Here is an 18,796-nt window from a genome sequence, read left to right as displayed (position 1 = left end):
AGCAAAGTGTGAGATCAATAAAAAAGCGGACATCCCAGTTAAGGATGTCCGCTTTTACGAGGGGGGTTATTCACCCCCAATTGTCATCAGGCTAATGACAATCAGTTATGGCGGATCAGGTGATCAAACGCGCTCAGCGATGCTTTAGCGCCTTCACCAATCGCAATAACGATCTGCTTGTACGGCACTGTGGTGCAGTCGCCTGCAGCAAATACGCCCGGTACGTTGGTCTGACCTTTAGCGTCAGTCACAATCTCACCAAAACGGCTCAGCTCAATGGTGCCTTTCAGCCAATCAGTGTTCGGCAGCAGACCGATCTGGACGAAGATACCTTCCAGTTCCACAGTGTGCACTTGCTCTGTGGTGCGATCTTTGTAAGTCAGGCCGGTCACTTTCTGGCCATCGCCAACCACTTCAGTGGTCTGCGCGCTCTTGATCACAGTCACGTTCGGCAGGCTGTTCAGCTTGTTCTGCAGAACTTGGTCAGCACGCAGGGTGTCAGCGAACTCCAGCAGCGTTACATGGGCGACGATACCAGCCAAGTCGATAGCCGCTTCAACACCAGAGTTACCACCACCGATCACCGCTACACGTTTACCCTTGAACAGCGGGCCGTCACAGTGTGGGCAGAAGCAAACGCCTTTAGCCTTGTACTGCTGCTCACCCGGTACGTTCATTTCGCGCCAGCGGGCCCCCGTCGAGAGAATGACGGTCTTGGCCTTGAGGCTACCACCGCTCTCAAACTTCACTTCATGCAGACCGCCTTCGCTTGCAGCAGGAATCAGCGCGGAAGCACGTTGCAGGTTCATGATGTCCACGTCGTACTGACGCACGTGCTCTTCAAGGGCGCGAGCCAGTTTCGGACCTTCTGTCTCCTGCACGGAGATGAAGTTCTCGATGGACATGGTATCCAGCACCTGACCACCAAAGCGCTCAGCTGCCACGCCGGTACGGATGCCCTTGCGTGCAGCGTACACAGCTGCTGCAGCACCTGCTGGGCCACCGCCAACAACCAGTACATCGAACGCTTCTTTCTCGTTCATCTTCTCAGCGTCGCGCTTAGCGGCACCAGTATCGATCTTGGCAAGAATCTCGGCGGCTTCCATACGGCCTTGGCCGAAGACTTCGCCATTCAGATAAATGCTTGGCACCGCCATGATCTGACGACGCTCAACTTCTTCCTGGAACAGTGCACCGTCAATCGCTACGTGGCGAATGTTCGGGTTCAGCACAGCCATCAGGTTCAGTGCCTGGACTACGTCCGGGCAGTTCTGGCAGGACAGCGAGTAATAGGTTTCGAAATTGAACTCGCCTTCAATGCCTTTGATTTGCTCGATGATTTCAGGCTCGAGCTTCGATGGGTGGCCACCTACTTGCAGCAGGGCCAATACCAACGAGGTGAATTCGTGGCCCATTGGGATGCCGGCGAAAGTCAGCGCGATTTCAGCACCCGGGCGATTCAGCGAAAAGGACGGGATGCGAGCATCAGTACCGTCTTCGCGCAATGTGATCTTGTCAGTCAGGCTGACGATATCGTGGAGCAGACCACTCAGTTCGCGGGATTTTTCGCTGTCATCGAGGGTCGCGACAATCTCAAACGGCAGAGTGACCTTCTCGAGGTAGGCCTTCAATTGGGTTTTAAGCGTTGCGTCCAACATGATTCAGGTATCCCTTATCGCAAATTCTTACAGGAATAAAAACGCCCGGACGGATGGCGCCCGGGCGTCGGGCACTTGCTGGGCTGGGTCACAGCCCTTGAAGCGCGTATGAATCTAAGCTGCGGTAGTGAGAGCGCCGCAGGTGCGGCTGCTCTCGAACCGGAATTTAGATCTTGCCAACCAGGTCCAGGGACGGAGCCAGGGTCTTCTCGCCTTCTTTCCACTTAGCCGGGCAAACTTCGCCTGGGTGAGCAGCGGTGTACTGAGCAGCTTTCAGCTTGCGCAGAGTCTCGCCAACGTCACGAGCGATTTCGTTGGAGTGGATTTCCAGAGTCTTGATAACGCCTTCTGGGTTGATAACGAAGGTGCCACGCAGAGCCAGACCCTCTTCAGCGATGTGTACGCCGAAAGCGTTGGTCAGTTGGTGAGTCGGGTCACCGATCAGCGGGAACTGAGCCTTACCAACAGCCGGGGAAGTTTCGTGCCACACTTTGTGGGAGAAGTGGGTGTCAGTAGTTACGATGTAAACTTCTGCACCAGCCTTCTGGAACTCGGCGTAGTTGTTAGCTGCGTCTTCGATCTCAGTCGGGCAGTTGAAGGTGAATGCTGCCGGCATGAAAATCAGAACCGACCACTTGCCCTGCAGAGACTGCTCGGTAACTTCGATGAACTTACCGTTGTGGAAAGCGTTAACTTTAAACGGTTGTACTTGAGTATTGATCAGGGACATCTCTGGTTCCTTCTTGAGGGTTGGAAAACTTACGGGATCCATATTAACGCTAAAAAATAAAAAAGCTTATTGATTAGCGCCATCACATTGATTGAGTAACTCAATCGAACCTTTGGCTCACTCGAGCGACGGATCAATCCGCAGCGCCAGTTTGCCATTAACCTGGTTGCTAGCAAGCGTAGCAAAAGCCAGATCCGCATCCTTGAGCGGGTACAGCTGCTCTAGCTTAGGCTGAAGTTGTTTCTGTTCAAAGAGCGGCCACACGAATTGGCGCAACTCGCGGATCAGTTCAGCTTTAAAATCATCATCACGGTTGCGCAAGGTAGAACCCGTTAGCTGAATTCGCTTCCCGAGCAGTTGCGCCAGATCCAGCTCTGCTTTGCGCCCGCCCATCAGACCGATATTCACCCAGCGTCCATCACGGGCCAGCAGCTCCAAGTTTAGAGCGGCATAGGCACCTCCAACAGGGTCCATGATGACATCAAACGGCGCGAAATCTCGTAATCCTGGCAGATGCGCGTCATCTCTCAGCACACCACCCTGAGCCCCAAGACTCTGGCAGTAATCCAAGCGCTCAGCAGAACCCACACTGACCCAACATGGGCTGCCAAACGCTTTACACAGCTGAATAGATGCAGAGCCCACTCCACTAGCCCCCGCATGCAGCAATACCTTTTCGCCTGGGCGCAGGCGCGCCAGTTGAAAAAGATTGAGCCAAGCAGTTCCGTAGACTTCAGGTAGCGCAGCTGCTTCTGCCAGGCTGACGCCCTCAGGAACAGGTAGAACATGGCGTGAATCAACCACCACCTCCTCCGCCATGCCTCCTCCCGGTAGCAACGCACACACGCGATCACCCAGCTGCCAGGCGCTACCCGGGCCGACTTCAACAATCACGCCAGAACACTCCAATCCCAGCGCCTCACTGGCCCCGGGTGGTGGCGGATAAAGCCCTGCTTTTTGCAATAAATCAGCACGATTCAAGCCCGCTGCTGCTACGCGAATGCGAACTTGTCCCACATCACAGGCTGTTGTCGGGTACTCAGCCCACACAACACGCCCTTCAACGCCTTGCAATGCCTTCACACAGCCTCCATAGTGCAGATATACCGGGCCTGGCGAAACCGCCGGGCTTTTGCATTGCGCCGATGGAACCCGGCGCCCTTAAAGATGGCCTAATATGCGTTATCAACTCCCCACACGTCGAATCAGCATGAAGCGAACCATCCTCAGCGCCACTCTAGCTCTGTCGCTCGCCTTTAACGTCCTGCCTGCGGCAGCCAAAGTCCCAGCGTCCAGCACATGGGATTATCTGCAGCCAGACCGTGACCAGGTCATCGCCAGCCTCAACGTCGTGGAGTTGTTAAAGCGTCATCACTACAACAAGCCACCGCTCAATGATGAGCGCTCTGAAAAAATCTATCAGGGCTACCTGAAGATGCTCGATCCTGCGCGCGTGTATTTCACCGCGGCGGATATTGCTGAGTTTGATCAGTGGAGCACACGCTTCGATGATTTCCTGCGTAACGGTAATCTGGAGCCCGGATTCATCATTTACAAGCGCCACTTGGAGCGTTTACAGAATCGTTTGGAATACGCACTGAACATTCTGAACAAAGGGGTGGATAACATCGATTTCACGGTTGACGAATACTTAGTAATCGACCGCGAAAACGCACCATGGGCGAAAGATACAGCTGAGCTGGATGACCTTTGGCGTAAGCGTGTCAAAGACGAAATTCTTCGCCTCAAAATTGCTGGGAAAGAGCCCAAAGCAATCCAGGAACTGCTGACCAAGCGTTACAAAAATCAGCTCACCCGCTTGTCACAAACACGTAGCGAGGATGTGTTCCAGGCGTATATCAACGCCTTTGCCATGTCCTACGACCCGCACACGACTTACCTGTCGCCTGACAATGCGGAAAACTTCGATATCAACATGAGCCTTTCGTTGGAAGGCATCGGTGCGGTTCTGCAAAGCGACAACGAGCACGTTAAGGTTGTTCGTCTCGTGCCTGCCGGCCCTGCGGAAAAGACCAAGCAAATTTCCCCTGCCGATAAAATCATCGGTGTTGCTCAGGGCAATAAGGAAATGGTTGATGTGATCGGCTGGCGCTTGGATGAAGTGGTAAAACTCATCCGCGGCCCTAAAGGCTCTCAGGTTCGCTTGGAGGTCATCCCGGCCAGCAACGCACCGAATGATCAAACCAGCAAAATCGTGACCATTACCCGTGAAGCGGTGAAGCTGGAAGAACAAGCCGCCAAGAAGTCCATTCTCAATCTTAAGCATGAGAACCGTGACTATAAGCTTGGTGTTGTCGAGATCCCGGCTTTCTATCTGGACTTCAAGGCTTATCGCTCTGGTGATCCTGATTACAAAAGCACCACCCGCGACGTTAAGCGTCTGATCACCGAGCTTGAAAAGGAAAAAGTCGACGGCATCGTTATCGACCTTCGTAACAACGGCGGCGGCTCCTTGCAGGAGGCTACAGAACTGACAGGTCTGTTCATCGAACAAGGCCCGACCGTACTGGTTCGTAACAGCGATGGTCGTGTCGATGTACTGGCCGACGAGCACAAAGGCGCCTTCTACAAAGGCCCGATGGCCGTACTGGTCAATCGCCTCTCCGCCTCTGCTTCTGAAATTTTTGCCGGCGCCATGCAGGACTACCACCGCGCACTGATCCTCGGCGGGCAGACCTTCGGCAAAGGCACTGTGCAAACCATTCAGCCGCTCAATCATGGCGAGCTGAAGCTGACCTTGGCCAAGTTCTATCGTGTTTCAGGTCAGAGCACCCAACATCAAGGTGTGATTCCGGACATCACCTACCCGGACATCATGGACAACAAGGAAATCGGCGAGAGCGCCCTTCCTGAAGCGCTGCCGTGGGACAGCATCAAACCAGCTATCACTCCGGAAATGGACCCCATCAAGCCATTCCTGGCGCAGCTGAGTAAGCTCCATGAGAACCGCACCGCAACCGATCCGGACTTCACGTTTGCCCGTGAGCGTCTGGCATTGGCTAAAAAACTCATGGAAGAGAAAACCGTCAGCCTGAATGAAGCCAAACGCCGCGCAGAGCAGAGCACCATTGAGTCACAGCAATTGGCCATCGAAAACGCCCGCCGTCAGGCCAAAGGTGAAGACCTGCTGAAGAAGCTCAAGGAAGAGGATGAAGACGCTCTTCCGGTTGAAGAGGAGAAGGTCAAGCCAGAGGACGATGCCTACCTCACCGAGAGTGGCCGCATTCTGCTGGACTATCTTGGCCTGAACACACAGGTGGCCAAGCATTAATCGGTATCAAAACGCCTGTGCAAGAGCTTAAAGAGGGGGCTGGTTCATTCCAGCCCCTTTTTTTGCGCCTCAAATACAACGCCATTATTACGCTTCGCTAGCTGGGTGATTATGAAGTTTAGGGATGCATAACGCTGAAGCTGACAGCAGGCAACTCTCTACTCGACCCGCTCAATAAAGCTGCTGAAAGGGCCCCAGCTAATGAAAACTCAGGTCTAACTGCACGCCGACTGTTTTTTCCGTAAAGTTGACGGTATTTGAAGGAGGAGAACACCATGATCATCTCGGCCTCAACCGACTATCGTGTGGCGGCGCAACGACGACTACCGCCTTTTCTCTTCCACTACATCGACGGCGGTGCTTACGCCGAGCACACACTCCGTCGTAACGTCAGCGATTTGTCCGATATAGCCTTGCGCCAACGCGTGCTCCGCAATATGTCAGCACTGAGTCTGGAAACTCGGCTATTCAACGAAACCCTCAGCATGCCAGTAGTGCTCGCCCCAATTGGGCTGTGCGGTATGTTCGCGAGGCGCGGTGAGGCACAGGCTGCCAAAGCAGCAGCGGACAAAGGCATCCCCTTCACCCTATCTACTGTTTCTGTTTGCCCGATTGAGGAGGTTGCACCGGCCATACAGCGTCCGATGTGGTTTCAGTTGTACGTCCTCAAAGACCGGGGCTTTATGAAGAATGCGCTGGAACGCGCCAAATCAGCTGGCGTTACCACCTTAGTATTCACTGTCGATATGCCGGTTCCAGGTGCCCGCTACCGCGACGCCCACTCAGGTATGAGTGGCCCGAATGCGCCACTGCGCCGCATCCTCCAAGCCTGTACACATCCACGCTGGGCCATGGATGTCGGCCTACTTGGCCGCCCTCACGATCTGGGCAATATCTCGACCTACCGCGGCCACCCAACCGGGCTGGCTGACTACATTGGCTGGCTGGGCGCCAACTTCGATCCGTCGATTTCTTGGAAAGACTTGGAGTGGATTCGCGAATTCTGGGACGGCCCAATGGTGATCAAAGGCATTCTGGACCCGCAAGATGCCAAAGATGCGGTCAGTTTCGGAGCCAACGGCATTGTGGTTTCTAACCACGGCGGGCGTCAGCTTGACGGTGTGCTCTCCAGTGCACGGGCCATGCCGGCGATTGCTGATGCCGTAAAAGGCCAATTGGCAATTCTGGCCGACTCAGGCATCCGCACAGGCTTAGACGTGGTACGCATGATCGCCCTGGGCGCCGATACCGTTATGCTCGGCCGTGCCTTCGTCTACGCACTGGCAGCAGCGGGCGGCGCGGGCGTCAGCAACCTACTAGATCTGATTGAAAAGGAAATGCGCGTGGCAATGGTGCTGACCGGTGCGAAATCCATCAGCGAGATCAACGGTGACTCGCTGGTACGTGAACTGAAGCACGCCTCATCCTGATCCCGGAGCCAGTATGTCCCTACCCAGCGCCTTTCTCCGTACGGTTGAACACCTGATACCCAGGGATCGTCTGTTTGACGACCCGCTCTCCACCCTCGCCTTTGGTACAGACGCAAGTTTCTATCGCTTGGTCCCGCAGCTGGTCATCCGCGTTGAGGCTGAACTTGAGGTGGTTGATCTGCTCAATCTGGCCCGTGCGCACCAGGTATCCGTCACGTTCCGCGCCGCAGGCACAAGCCTTTCAGGCCAAGCAGTAACCGATTCAGTGCTGATCGTGCTGGGCGACAACTGGAATGGCCGTGAAATCCGTAGCAATGGCCAACAGATTCGCCTTCAGCCCGGCGTTATAGCTGCACAGGCAAATGCTGTCCTTGCCCCCTTTCAACGTAAAATCGGCCCAGACCCTGCCTCAATAAACGCCTGCAAAATAGGCGGCGTGGTTGCTAACAACTCCAGTGGCATGTGCTGCGGCACTCAGCAAAACAGCTACCAAACATTAGCCGGTATGCGGTTGGTGCTTGCCGATGGCACAGTACTCGACACTGAAGACCCTCATAGCGTCCAGCGTTTTAGAAACAGCCACGCCCATATGCTTCAACACCTAGCTGATCTGGGCAAACAGACACGGGCCAACACCGAGCTTGCGGATCGAATCCGCCACAAATACCGGCTTAAAAACACCACCGGCCTGTCCTTGAACGCCCTGGTCGATTTTGATGACCCATTAGATATCCTCACACACCTGATGGTGGGCTCTGAGGGAATTCTTGGCTTCATCAGCGCCGTCACTTACAACACTGTTGCAGATCACCCACACAAGGCTAGTGCCCTGCTGGTGTTCCCAGATGTCGAAAGCTGCTGCCGTGCGGTGACCGTATTGAAGCAGCAACCGGTTTCTGCGGTGGAGCTTCTTGATCGGCGCAGCTTACGCTCTGTGCAGGACAAGCCAGGTATGCCGATCTGGGTCAAAGCGCTGTCTGATCAGGCCTGTGCCTTGTTGATTGAGTCGAGGGCCGCCAGTGCCGCCTTGCTGGATGAACAGATTCAGCGTGTCATGCACTCAATTGCAGACTACCCGCTGGAAAAACAGGTTCCGTTCAGCACCGACCCGCAGGTTTGTAACCAACTCTGGAAAATCCGCAAAGACACATTCCCCGCCGTCGGTGCTGTACGCCAGACGGGTACGACAGTCATCATCGAAGACGTCACCTTCCCAATTGAACAACTGGCCGAAGGGGTTAATCGCCTGCTGCAACTTTTCGACAAGCACGGCTACGATGAAGCCATCATTTTCGGCCATGCCCTGGATGGCAACCTGCACTTCGTTTTCACCCAAGGCTTTGATGCCCCACAACAAGTCGCCCGCTACGAAGCTTTTATGGGTGATGTTGCGCAACTGGTTGCCGTTGAGTACGGCGGCTCCCTCAAGGCCGAACACGGCACAGGGCGCAATATGGCGCCCTTCGTTGAGCTGGAATGGGGTAAAGATGCCTACCACCTCATGTGGCAGATAAAGCGACTACTGGACCCACAAGGCATTCTTAACCCGGATGTGATCTTAACGACCGATGCGCAGCTGCATCTGAAAAACCTCAAGCCGCTGCCAGCAGCAGACGATATTGTCGACAAATGCATTGAGTGCGGCTTCTGCGAGCCCGTATGCCCCTCCAAAGGACTCACGCTGAGTCCACGTCAGCGCATTGTGATCTGGCGTGATATTCAGGCAAAAAAACGGGCGGGGATCGACACCTCAGAGCTAGAAGCCGTCTACAACTACCAAGGCATCGACACCTGCGCCGCGACCGGGCTCTGCGCCCAACGCTGCCCGGTTGGCATCAATACCGGCGACTTTATCCGCAAGCTGCGGCGACAAAAAGCAACTCGCCGGCAAAGTGCTGACTGGATTGCAGATCACTTCAAACGAAGCCTGCAAGGTGCGCGACTGGTGCTTAGTACGGCCAATACCGCCCATAAAATTCTCGGCAGTAAGCGCCTCAACCAATTGTCCGCCGGGATGCGCCACCTTAGCCGTCATCGGCTGCCGCAATGGACACCGTCCATGCCACAAGCGGTTACTGCTATCCAACTGGCACCAACTGTTCAGGATCACCGTCCACGGGTTGTTTACTTACCAGCCTGCGTATCGCGAACCATGGGCCCTGCCGTGGGCGACCAAGAACAGATCTCCTTGTTCGACAAAACTATCGCTTTACTGGAGAAAGGTGGCTTTCAGGTGGTCCTACCAGACCAGCTTGATAACCTTTGCTGCGGCCAACCCTTCGCCTCCAAGGGCTACCCCGACCAAGCTGATCGTAAACGCCAAGAGCTTCTCGCCACCCTGCTTAAAGCCAGCCGCGGCGGCGTTGATCCAATATATTGCGATACCAGCCCCTGCACCCTGCGCCTCCTTGAGGACCCTCAAGATGAACGCCTGAGGCTATTCGACCCGATAAAGTTTATCCGTGAACAACTGCTTGACCGGCTTGATATCGAACCCCAACGGCAGCCGGTAGCCGTACACGTGACATGTAGCACCCAGCATTTGGGGGAAGCACAAGGACTGATTGATATCACCCGGCGTTGTGCAACAGAGGTTGTGATTCCCGAAGGTATCCACTGCTGCGGTTTTGCGGGCGACAAAGGCTTCACCCATCCCGAGCTTAACAGCCACGCCTTGCGTAGCCTACGCTCAGCCGTGCAGTACTGTGTGGAAGGTATCAGCACAAGTCGCACCTGCGAGATTGGCCTCAGCCAGCATGGTGGTATCGACTATCACAGCGTGGTGTATCTACTGGATCGAGTAAGCCGCAAAAAAACTGCCGCAGCCATAGCGTGAAGCCCATCAGCTACGACCGACCTGCCCTGCAGTAAGGGTTGAGAAGTACTCTGCACGGGCCGGGTCGGCAGCAACACCTTGCGCACCTGCCCGATAGAGTTCTGACAGTCTGTAAGCCGCCGCGGGGTGCCCCGCCTCTGCCGCCTGAGTCCACCACTGCACCGCTGTCGTAGCATCTGGTGCAGTGTGTAAATCACCCGCGAGGCTAATCACGCCAAGCTGGTAGGCTGACTTTGCATCCCCAGCTTTAGCTGCCAAGGTCAAAAGCCGTCGCCCTTCGTTTCGAGCCGCTGCCCCTTGGCCACGAAACAAGAGAATGTGGCCATAAAAACTCTGTGCTTCACGATCCCCTAAATTGGCCATTCGGGAGAACTGCCCTTCCATCCAAGCCCACATGCGAGGCTGTTTAATCAGCCAACGCCAGTGAAACAGGCGGCGAGACAGCCAGTACCCCAAACGCGCTTTAATTGTGTGAAACATCAGAGAACTTCCGGATAGGTGAATTCGAAAACCCTGGCTACTTCAGATGCATGCCACGACGCAGCGGCTAGGCCATCAACCTCACCGTTAAAACGATTAAGTCGCGACGCACACTCAAAAAAACCAGGGCGCGGAAGGCGACTAACCCCCTGACTGATAACCAATGCACTACGCAGGGGACGGTCAGCCTTTGCATCCAACCCCGCCAGATACTCAAGGGCTGTTGCCAGCGTCTGCATTGCTGGCGTTGGCAACTCAAGGCGCTCAATGAGTGAGCGGTAAGTTAGCAAATGGCGCTTCTGGCGCGCCAACTCAAGCTCCGCTAATAGTGTCTCCCAATTCTGACGGCTGATGCGCAGAGTCAAGGTGCAAGCTCCCAGCCCTCAAGTTCGAGCTGCCAGGCCAATGCGCGCAGAATCGCATCATCCGGCGTTCTCTCACCGCTTTCTATCATTCCCAGATAGTGTGGGCTGATGCCTACATTACGTGCCAGCTGATCAATGCTTAGCCCTTTAGCCTCACGCAACGCAGAGATCTTAGTTAGCGGCGGACGGGAACTAGGAGCACGCACCGCAGATGGCTCATTCAAAAGCCCTGCACTGCGCAGCAGTGTCTGGTACTCATCCCACGGCAGGACGGCATACTCAGGCTGACCATCACGCTCAATTATCTGAACTTTCATCTGAAAAACTCCGAGCAATTAAAATGCCGTGCAACCTCAATTACTCGGCATTTTAGCAGCCTTAGTAGCAAGCAATCCGAATGAATGGTTAGAAAACACTAGAATGTACGCCATCGCATGGGGCGCCTACCTTGCCGACTCAAAAAAACGGACTCAGTAAATCCTGACGCCATCTACAGTCCCCTTTCATGGCGTTTGGGAATCGGGAATATGCTCTAAGGTTTGCCGAATTTGAGGGGGCTGAGCATCTCGCCATTGCTTAAATGCCGAAAGCTCACCCGACCACTTTTTTAGTACCCAGGCAAGCACGGCCAAATCATCTACAAATCCCACACCCAGCAACCAGTCTGGAACAGCATCCAGCGGTGATACGAAATATAAAAGAGCGGCAATCACTGAAAGAAATGCCTGTGGCTTGATGGCCCGGTATTCACCCTTGATCCAAGCGACGCAGAGTGACTGGAATAACTTGAGATGCTCTTTTATGTCTGTGAAACCGCTACCAAGACCCTCTCGTTTTCGAGCAACCGACATCAGCAAGGACGGTAACCGTCCCGTCTTGAGGAAACGTTTCGCCAGGAACTCGTAACGCGCAAAATTATTGAGTGGTTTCATGCTGACTCCTGCCAATCCCGCACAGAGACTGGGCTTGCGGCAGTTACCCACAAAGCCTGTGGATAAACCTGTGTGCAGAATATCTTCAATGCTGCAAAAAGCCCGTACTATGCGGTCTGCAGACGGATCGACCAGTTTTTGAACATACAATAAAACCCCATATATTTCAGTAACTTACAAACCAGTAAAAATTAAAAGTGAAACTGCTACTGACAAACAAATTAGGACCTTGGGAATGTGCATAACAGTAACATCAGTACACTGTCAGCAGTACACCACCGCACCTGTAACCAGACCAAAGTACAGTCCAGTTTTCTTAAAACAACAACGCCCCGACTTGCGGGGCGTTATTGTTTTAAGAGGGCAAGAGTTACTCTTTCGCAGCCTCTTTGATACCGATCAACTCAAGGTCAAAAACCAGCACCGAGTTCGCAGGAATTGCAGGTGAAGGGCTCTGTTCGCCATAAGCGAGGTTGCTCGGGATATACAGCTTGTATTTTTCACCTACGTGCATGAGTTGCAGGCCTTCTACCCAGCCTGGAATCACACCACCAACGGGCAGATCGACTGGGCTACCGCGCTCGACGGAGCTGTCGAAAACACTGCCATCTGTCAATTTACCTTCATAATGAACGGTAACCACATCAGACGGTTTAGGCTGCGCACCATCAGCCTTCTTGATCACTTCATATTGCAAGCCGCTTTCGGTGGTCACAACACCTTCGCGCTTGCCGTTCTCTTCAAGAAACTTCTTGCCAGCCTTAGCCGACTCTTCACTGATAGCAGTCATACGCTCTTCAGCACGTTTTTGCAGGAAAGCAAACGCCTCAATCAGCTCTTCATCTTTTAGACGCTGCTCTTTCTTGCCAATGGCGTCTTCGATGCCCAAAGCTACTGCTTTAGGGTCCAGATCATCCATGCCTTCCTGAGCCAGGCTTTTGCCCATGTTCAAACCTATGCCGTAGGAGGCTTTCTGAGGTGCTGTTTCGAGTTTGATTTCGCTTGTTTGCGAATCACAACCAGTCAGAACCAGTCCTACCAGGGCAACCGCCGCGGCTAAACGATGTTGTTTCATGCTTGATCCTTGTTCGGTACGCCTTGAGGCACAGTTATAAAACCACGAGCTTAACAGGCCGCTATGTTTACTGGCTATGGGCTTTGGAATAAGAAAAATCGCATAAGTTCAAATATTTAGCTGAACTTAAGGATAGGTAGAGGAATATGTATCACAGGAGGGGAAAAGAAGGGAAATGGCGCAGCGGACGGGACTCGAACCCGCGACCCCCGGCGTGACAGGCCGGTATTCTAACCGACTGAACTACCGCTGCGCGTAACTTAAAGAGATTGGTGGGTGATGACGGGATCGAACCGCCGACCCTCTGCTTGTAAGGCAGATGCTCTCCCGGCTGAGCTAATCACCCTTCACTCTCGAAGTGGGGCGCATTGTAGAGAGCAAGCCCGAGCTTGGCAAGCGCTATTTCCAAAAAAAATACCAAATATTCCAAAGACTTAGCCAGCACTTGGCCTGATGCGCCTGCAGATGAATAATGCATCTTAATAACTAAACAGGCATGAACTGTGATTTCATCTCAGGTTCAGACACTATCTGCTCCACCAGATCGTTGATGCCTTTTCTACCCTGCTAAGCGCAGGCTTATATGGAGATTCACGCGTATATGTGGTTTCGCAACCTGCTGGTCTACCGCCTAACCCAAGATATTGCTCTTGATGCCGACACCCTAGATCGCGCCCTGGCTACCAAGGAAGCACGCCCTTGCGCCAGCCAGGAACTCAGCACATATGGCTTCATCCCTGCACTGGGCAAGGGTGCAGATGCACCTCTGGTGCATGTGAGTGGCGACTTCCTGCTCGTAGCTGCGCGTAAAGAAGAACGCATTCTGCCGGGCAGCGTGGTTCGCGATGCTTTAAAAGAGAAAGTCGACGAAATCGAAGCCGAGCAAATGCGCAAGGTCTACAAAAAGGAACGCGATCAGATCAAAGATGACATCGTCCAAACCTTCCTGCCCCGCGCCTTTATCCGTAAGTCCGCGACCTTCGCTGCTATTGCGCCTAAGCAAGGCCTTATTCTGGTCGACAGCTCAAGCCACAAACGCGCCGAAGACCTGTTATCGACATTGCGTGAAGCATTAGGCTCACTCCCAGTTCGCCCGTTGACAGTAAAGATCGCCCCATCTACGACCCTCACCGACTGGGTCAAGACGCAGCAGTCAGCTCCAGATTTCCATGTACTGGATGAGTGTGAGCTGCGGGACACCCACGAGGATGGCGGTGTCGTACGCTGCAAACGTCAGGATCTGACCAGCGATGAAATCCAGCAACACATGAGTGCCGGTAAACAAGTGACACAGCTGTCTCTTGCCTGGCAGGACAAACTATCCTTCGTACTAGATGACAAGCTGGCCATCAAACGCCTGCGCTTTGAGGATCTGCTCCAAGAGCAGGCCGAACAGGACGGCGGTGATGACGCACTTGCCCAGCAAGACGCGAGCTTCACGCTCATGATGATGACGCTTGTAGACTTCCTTCCTGCACTCTTTGAAGCCCTAGGCGGTGAGGACACCCCAGAAGGCATCTGACGGCGCTAGCGGGCAGAGGCATAACCCCTCTGCCCCTTACCTTATCAATCCCTGTCGAGCAGATGGAATCGCGGAAGACTGATATGCCAGTGAATGGCTGCCAGGCGGATGATAAGCACCGACAACATTGCAACAGTGGTATCGAGCCAGTGAACCGTAGCAAATTCACGCATGCTGATAAACACAAAAGCTCCAACCAGACAGGCTGTCGCGTAGATCTCTTTCTGGAATATCAAGGGAATTTCGTTGCAGATCACATCCCGCATCACCCCGCCCGCAACCCCCGTCATAACACCCATAATCACTGCGGTGCTGTATGGAACCTGGTTCTGTAATGCCACCTCACAACCAATCACGGTAAACACCGCAAGACCGAATGCATCCGCCACAAGCAGCCCTTTCTCGTGAATTGGCCGAGTCATTCGCACCCACAATACAGTGCCAATGGCAGCAACCGAGGCCACCAAAATATAAAGATCGTTGCGAATCCAGCTTACCGGATGATTATCCAGAATAAGATCGCGCATCGTCCCGCCCCCCAAGGCCGTGACGATGGCAATAACCAGCACTCCGAACAAGTCCATGGACTTACGCCCCGCCATGAGTGCTCCCGTAATCGCAAACACGGCGACACCGAAAAGATCGGCTAAATAGAAGAGTGTCTCCATTTCCTTAGTTCGACACCGGAGTACGCATCGTTACAAACTCTTCTGCAGCAGTGGGATGTACACCAATTGTTTCGTCAAAAATCTGTTTGGTAGCCCCCGCCTTAAGCGCAACTGCCAAGCCTTGAATAATCTCCCCCGCTTCCGGCCCGACCATATGACATCCCAGAACCCGGTCTGTCGAAGCATCGACCACCAGCTTCATCAAAGTTCGTTCTTGGCAGTCGGTCATGGTCAGCTTCATTGCGCGGAATCGGCTCTCGTACACCTTGATGGAATAGCCATCTTCCCTTGCTTGCTCTTCAGATAAACCAACAGTACCGATATTCGGCAAGCTGAAAACGGCTGTCGGGATCATCCGATAATCCACCAAACGGTACTCGTCAGGTTTATAAAGCCTACGCGCCACAGCCATTCCTTCAGCCAAAGCAACAGGCGTTAGTTGGACGCGCCCGATAACATCGCCAATGGCAAGAATCGATGGCGTAGAGGTTTCATACTCATCATTGACCTTAATGAACCCCCTCTCATCCAACTCAACATCTGTATTCTCAAGGCCCAGGTTATCCAGCATCGGCTTCCGGCCTGTCGCAAAGAAGATGCAGTCGGTCTCTAGTGTTCTGCCATCTTTAAGCGTGGCCAGCAGACTTCCATCAGCTTGCTTGTCAATCCGGGTGATATCCGTATTGAACTGCAGATCCATCCCGCGCTTGAGCAGTTCATCCCTCAAGTGTTGCCGGACTGCCTCATCGAATCCACGCAAAAACAACTCACCGCGATACAGCAACGACGTATGCGCTCCCAATCCATGAAAGACCGAAGCGAACTCAACAGCAATATAGCCACCACCCACTACGAGAACCCTGTCAGGCAGATCTTTAAGATAGAAAGCCTGGTTTGAGGTAATAGCCAGGTCAGCACCTGGAATAGCCGGTACCTGAGGCCATCCGCCAGTGGCGATCAAGATATTTTTTGCAGTGTAGCGCTTACCACTAACTTCGACTTCATGGTCGCCAGTGATGCGACCGTGCCCTTCAAGCAGGGTAACGCCACTGTTGACCAGCAGGTTGCGGTAGATTCCATTGAGCCGTGCGATTTCCTTGTCCTTATTGGCAACCAGTGTTGCCCAGTCAAAGCGCCCCCCCTCCGCCAACTGCCAGCCATAACCGCGTGCCTGCTCGAAATCCTCGGCATAGTGCGCACCGTATACAAAAAGCTTTTTTGGTACGCATCCCACATTGACACATGTGCCACCTAAATAACGGCTCTCAGCTACAGCAACACGGGCGCCATAACCTGCTGCAAAGCGTGCTGCGCGCACGCCCCCAGAGCCCGCACCAATTACAAACAGATCAAAGTCGTAAGTCATTTCTATTTCTCCGGCCATAACCAAGCATACCCCAAGGTTGCCAAAACACCCTCTCCGACACACTCAGCCTTGCAGCAACCTGAATGCAAACAGCCACCCGAAGGTGGCTGTTCGCTCCTGCCTGACTCAACGGATCAGTAGGCTTTGCCTGTTTTGTAAAGGTTTTCAAAGCAGAAATTGGTCGCCTCGATATAACCCTCTGCGCCACCACAGTCAAAACGGCGGCCCTTAAACTTGTAAGCCATGACGCAACCAGCCTGAGCTTGCTTCATCAGCGCATCGGTGATTTGTATCTCTCCGCCTTTACCTGGCTCGGTCTGCTCAATGAGCTCAAAGATATCCGGAGTCAGGATATAGCGACCGATAATCGCTAGGTTGGAAGGAGCATCCTCAGGCTTAGGCTTCTCAACCATGCTGTTTACCCTATAGATGTCCTCACGAATCATCTCACCAGCGATCACACCATACTTATTAGTTTCTTCCGGCGGCACTTCCTGAATTGCCACAATTGAGCAGCGGAACTGGTTGTACAGCTTGACCATTTGAGTCAGAACCGCGTCACCCTCAAGATTCAGGCATAGGTCATCCGCCAACACCACGGCGAACGGCTCATCACCAATCAGTGGCCGACCACAAAGAATAGCGTGGCCCAGGCCTTTCATTTCAACTTGGCGGGTATACGAAAAGCTGCACTCATCAATGAGTCGACGAATACCGACGAGGTATTTTTCTTTATCAGTGTTACGAATTTGGTTCTCAAGCTCATAGCTGATGTCAAAGTGATCCTCAAGCGCACGTTTACCGCGCCCAGTGATCATTGCAATCTCCGTCAACCCCGCCTCAAGCGCCTCTTCCACGCCGTACTGAATTAACGGCTTGTTCACGATTGGCAGCATTTCCTTGGGCATAGCCTTAGTAGCTGGCAGAAAACGGGTTCCGTAGCCAGCTGCTGGGAACAAGCATTTTTTAATCATGTTTGACCTTGAGTAGGATTGAAAAAATTTACTCATTTTATCAGGCAGAAAAAGCCTTACAACTGATGAGTGATGCGACAAGAGTATGAGATCAAAAGTGCTGCTGCAGGTTCCTCAGGCATAAAAAAACCGGCTTTAAGCCGGTTTTTAAAGCACAAATAGGTGCTTAAGTATGGTGCCCGAAGCCGGGGTCGAACCGGCACGAGGTTACCCTCGAGGGATTTTAAGTCCCTTAGCGTTTGTTTGTAAAACAAAAACTTACGTATATTTTCGTTCCGCAATAATAGTTGACACGCTCCTCTCTAGCCCAGCACTGGCAAGGGGGGAATAAAGATTGCGGAAGCCTGCTCATAGTAGTCAGATCGGCAATCAATCAGGATTCTCTCAATGCAATCCCATCCCGTCACGGCTACGTTACGCGCAATCTAAACGCATGGGATTGCTATGAATGAGTCAGAGCGCGAGCTGCTTGAGCAGCTAGTTGCAGAGCAGAAAAAAACAAACCAACTCCTGATTGCACTGGCAACATCGGTGAGTGAAGAGCTTGTAATCTCTGACTCGCCGCAGGTCGAAAACCCGTCAAGACCTCCGGAGACGGTGCTTCAGGCCCCCATCTCGTAGCTCCAGAAGCAATACTGACCAGCCGCAAGGGCAAACCAGAGCTGATGCGAGGGCCTATCACTTCGTCATCACGCGCTCTACACTCGATCGACACTACCCGCACGGAGCACGGTCATGACATGGACTTTTGTCTGCTTGATCCTGGTATAACCTCGCCTGCCTTCGCAAACTGCGTAGGCTCCGACAGCATCAGTACCTGCACCGACAACGCTGGCAACACCTATAACGTCCAGCGCTTCGGCAATACCACAAACGTACAAGGCTACGGTGCCAATGGTTCCACCTGGAATCAGACCAGCAACACCGTCGGCAACACCACTTATCATAATGGCACCTCGGCCGGAGGCGGCAGCTGGAACGGCACCAGCACGCGCATTGGCGACACTACCTACAACAGCGGCACCGACTCCGACGGCAACTCCTACCAGTCCAGTTGCAATCAATACGGCTGCTATTAAATGACATTGCTCGAGTTCGGGGCTGGGGTGACCGGCCTCCTCTTTCTGGGCGGTTTGGTGATGACCCAAATGCCCAAGCACTGGCAGACAATACAGGGCTGGCTATTGATCAGCCTGGCAGGCATCCCACTGTTCTGCATGGCTATCGCGATCCTGGTGAAAGTGCCAATGCTTCTTTTCGGTGCCATTGCACTGATCTGTTTTCAGGCTGGGCGCAACAGTCGGTAGTGGTACTGATGATCCCACTGCTATGCCATACATCCTCACTAGCAATCCCCCTATCAGTACTTGCTGCCCAACTCACTGAACGATGCAGCCGCTCATGCCGAAAAATTGACGCCAGTCTCTCTCTCAGAGTTACCTGATGGAGCCGCTCACAATTCAGCGGC

General features: G+C 53.5%; 17 protein-coding genes and 2 tRNA genes. 6 read left to right on the top strand and 13 right to left on the bottom strand.

Annotated elements, in window-relative coordinates; translation table 11 throughout:
• Window positions 1-101: 101 nt before the first annotated feature.
• From ahpF to WG219_10205, 3 genes are all read right to left on the bottom strand, one after another.
• Entirely contained in the window at window positions 102-1,658 is a 1,557-nt protein-coding gene (gene ahpF, locus WG219_10215) for an alkyl hydroperoxide reductase subunit F (GenBank protein ID WXL27794.1), read from the bottom strand.
• A gap of 166 nt (window positions 1,659-1,824) precedes the next feature.
• Window positions 1,825-2,388, bottom strand: coding sequence for an alkyl hydroperoxide reductase subunit C (gene ahpC / locus WG219_10210; protein WXL27793.1), 564 nt, complete (start codon window positions 2,386-2,388; stop codon window positions 1,825-1,827).
• 117 nt (window positions 2,389-2,505) lie between these two features.
• Complete coding sequence (locus WG219_10205; protein WXL27792.1) at window positions 2,506-3,471, bottom strand: NAD(P)H-quinone oxidoreductase; 966 nt, start codon at window positions 3,469-3,471, stop codon at window positions 2,506-2,508.
• Window positions 3,472-3,565: 94 nt separating this feature from the next.
• Here WG219_10205 and WG219_10200 point away from each other — a divergent pair, with 94 nt between their 5' ends.
• The 3 genes from WG219_10200 (at window position 3,566) to WG219_10190 (ending at window position 9,946) form a co-directional block, all read left to right on the top strand.
• Window positions 3,566-5,680 (top strand): carboxy terminal-processing peptidase, encoded by a 2,115-nt coding sequence (locus WG219_10200; GenBank protein WXL27791.1) that lies wholly within the window; start codon window positions 3,566-3,568, stop codon window positions 5,678-5,680.
• 275 nt (window positions 5,681-5,955) lie between these two features.
• Window positions 5,956-7,110 (top strand): FMN-dependent L-lactate dehydrogenase LldD, encoded by a 1,155-nt coding sequence (gene lldD / locus WG219_10195; protein ID WXL27790.1) that lies wholly within the window; start codon window positions 5,956-5,958, stop codon window positions 7,108-7,110.
• A gap of 13 nt (window positions 7,111-7,123) precedes the next feature.
• Window positions 7,124-9,946, top strand: coding sequence for an FAD-binding and (Fe-S)-binding domain-containing protein (locus tag WG219_10190; protein WXL27789.1), 2,823 nt, complete (start codon window positions 7,124-7,126; stop codon window positions 9,944-9,946).
• A 6-nt stretch (window positions 9,947-9,952) separates the two neighbouring features.
• Here WG219_10190 and WG219_10185 read toward each other — a convergent pair whose 3' ends face one another.
• The 7 genes from WG219_10185 to WG219_10155 all read right to left on the bottom strand — a co-directional run bounded on the left by WG219_10185 (window position 9,953) and on the right by WG219_10155 (window position 13,144).
• Window positions 9,953-10,426, bottom strand: coding sequence for a sel1 repeat family protein (locus WG219_10185; GenBank protein ID WXL27788.1), 474 nt, complete (start codon window positions 10,424-10,426; stop codon window positions 9,953-9,955).
• On the bottom strand, window positions 10,426-10,791 hold the full coding sequence (locus tag WG219_10180; GenBank protein WXL27787.1) for a hypothetical protein: 366 nt from the start codon (window positions 10,789-10,791) through the stop codon (window positions 10,426-10,428). The genes WG219_10185 and WG219_10180 overlap by 1 nt, the downstream gene beginning before the upstream one ends.
• On the bottom strand, window positions 10,788-11,108 hold the full coding sequence (locus WG219_10175; protein WXL27786.1) for a helix-turn-helix transcriptional regulator: 321 nt from the start codon (window positions 11,106-11,108) through the stop codon (window positions 10,788-10,790). The genes WG219_10180 and WG219_10175 overlap by 4 nt, the downstream gene beginning before the upstream one ends.
• 186 nt (window positions 11,109-11,294) lie before the next feature.
• Window positions 11,295-11,723, bottom strand: coding sequence for a DUF1232 domain-containing protein (locus tag WG219_10170; protein WXL27785.1), 429 nt, complete (start codon window positions 11,721-11,723; stop codon window positions 11,295-11,297).
• A 370-nt stretch (window positions 11,724-12,093) separates the two neighbouring features.
• Window positions 12,094-12,798: an FKBP-type peptidyl-prolyl cis-trans isomerase gene (locus WG219_10165; protein WXL27784.1), complete on the bottom strand. Its 705-nt coding sequence runs from the start codon at window positions 12,796-12,798 to the stop codon at window positions 12,094-12,096.
• A gap of 176 nt (window positions 12,799-12,974) precedes the next feature.
• A tRNA-Asp gene (locus WG219_10160) sits at window positions 12,975-13,051 on the bottom strand.
• A 17-nt stretch (window positions 13,052-13,068) separates the two neighbouring features.
• Window positions 13,069-13,144 (bottom strand) — tRNA-Val (locus WG219_10155).
• Between the two features lie 255 nt (window positions 13,145-13,399).
• On the opposite strand from WG219_10155, the gene rdgC reads away from it, so the two are divergent.
• The gene (gene rdgC, locus WG219_10150) at window positions 13,400-14,320 is read left to right on the top strand and encodes a recombination-associated protein RdgC (GenBank protein ID WXL27783.1); all 921 of its coding nucleotides are present in this window, start codon (window positions 13,400-13,402) and stop codon (window positions 14,318-14,320) included.
• A 44-nt stretch (window positions 14,321-14,364) separates the two neighbouring features.
• Here the strand turns inward: rdgC and WG219_10145 are convergent, their stop codons facing one another.
• The 3 genes from WG219_10145 to galU all read right to left on the bottom strand — a co-directional run bounded on the left by WG219_10145 (window position 14,365) and on the right by galU (window position 17,328).
• Window positions 14,365-14,988, bottom strand: coding sequence for a trimeric intracellular cation channel family protein (locus WG219_10145; GenBank protein ID WXL27782.1), 624 nt, complete (start codon window positions 14,986-14,988; stop codon window positions 14,365-14,367).
• A 4-nt stretch (window positions 14,989-14,992) separates the two neighbouring features.
• A complete protein-coding gene (gene gorA, locus WG219_10140) occupies window positions 14,993-16,354 on the bottom strand; it encodes a glutathione-disulfide reductase (GenBank protein WXL27781.1) in 1,362 nt (453 codons plus the stop codon).
• A gap of 134 nt (window positions 16,355-16,488) precedes the next feature.
• A complete protein-coding gene (gene galU / locus WG219_10135) occupies window positions 16,489-17,328 on the bottom strand; it encodes a UTP--glucose-1-phosphate uridylyltransferase GalU (protein WXL27780.1) in 840 nt (279 codons plus the stop codon).
• 740 nt (window positions 17,329-18,068) lie between these two features.
• Here galU and WG219_10130 point away from each other — a divergent pair.
• Both WG219_10130 and WG219_10125 read left to right on the top strand, forming a co-directional pair.
• Window positions 18,069-18,407: a hypothetical protein gene (locus tag WG219_10130; protein WXL27779.1), complete on the top strand. Its 339-nt coding sequence runs from the start codon at window positions 18,069-18,071 to the stop codon at window positions 18,405-18,407.
• Window positions 18,408-18,635, top strand: a complete 228-nt coding sequence (locus WG219_10125; protein ID WXL27778.1) for a hypothetical protein — start codon at window positions 18,408-18,410, stop codon at window positions 18,633-18,635.
• Window positions 18,636-18,796 lie beyond the last annotated feature (161 nt).

This window comes from Pseudomonas mendocina (assembly GCA_037482215.1).
Classification (GTDB): domain Bacteria; phylum Pseudomonadota; class Gammaproteobacteria; order Pseudomonadales; family Pseudomonadaceae; genus Aquipseudomonas; species Aquipseudomonas mendocina_E.
Note: the sequence above shows the minus strand (reverse complement) of the source record. Positions and strands in the feature narration are given on the sequence as shown.

Coding starts and splice junctions, on each gene's coding strand:
- WG219_10185 (WXL27788.1), bottom strand. CDS start 10,426: ATGTTTCACACAATTAAAGCGCGTTTGGGGTACTGGCTGTCTCGCCGC.
- WG219_10190 (WXL27789.1), top strand. CDS start 7,124: ATGTCCCTACCCAGCGCCTTTCTCCGTACGGTTGAACACCTGATACCC.
- WG219_10145 (WXL27782.1), bottom strand. CDS start 14,988: ATGGAGACACTCTTCTATTTAGCCGATCTTTTCGGTGTCGCCGTGTTT.
- WG219_10170 (WXL27785.1), bottom strand. CDS start 11,723: ATGAAACCACTCAATAATTTTGCGCGTTACGAGTTCCTGGCGAAACGT.
- lldD (WXL27790.1), top strand. CDS start 5,956: ATGATCATCTCGGCCTCAACCGACTATCGTGTGGCGGCGCAACGACGA.
- WG219_10165 (WXL27784.1), bottom strand. CDS start 12,798: ATGAAACAACATCGTTTAGCCGCGGCGGTTGCCCTGGTAGGACTGGTT.
- WG219_10130 (WXL27779.1), top strand. CDS start 18,069: ATGGACTTTTGTCTGCTTGATCCTGGTATAACCTCGCCTGCCTTCGCA.
- WG219_10125 (WXL27778.1), top strand. CDS start 18,408: ATGACATTGCTCGAGTTCGGGGCTGGGGTGACCGGCCTCCTCTTTCTG.
- galU (WXL27780.1), bottom strand. CDS start 17,328: ATGATTAAAAAATGCTTGTTCCCAGCAGCTGGCTACGGAACCCGTTTT.
- gorA (WXL27781.1), bottom strand. CDS start 16,354: ATGACTTACGACTTTGATCTGTTTGTAATTGGTGCGGGCTCTGGGGGC.
- WG219_10200 (WXL27791.1), top strand. CDS start 3,566: ATGCGTTATCAACTCCCCACACGTCGAATCAGCATGAAGCGAACCATC.
- rdgC (WXL27783.1), top strand. CDS start 13,400: ATGTGGTTTCGCAACCTGCTGGTCTACCGCCTAACCCAAGATATTGCT.
- ahpF (WXL27794.1), bottom strand. CDS start 1,658: ATGTTGGACGCAACGCTTAAAACCCAATTGAAGGCCTACCTCGAGAAG.
- WG219_10175 (WXL27786.1), bottom strand. CDS start 11,108: ATGAAAGTTCAGATAATTGAGCGTGATGGTCAGCCTGAGTATGCCGTC.
- ahpC (WXL27793.1), bottom strand. CDS start 2,388: ATGTCCCTGATCAATACTCAAGTACAACCGTTTAAAGTTAACGCTTTC.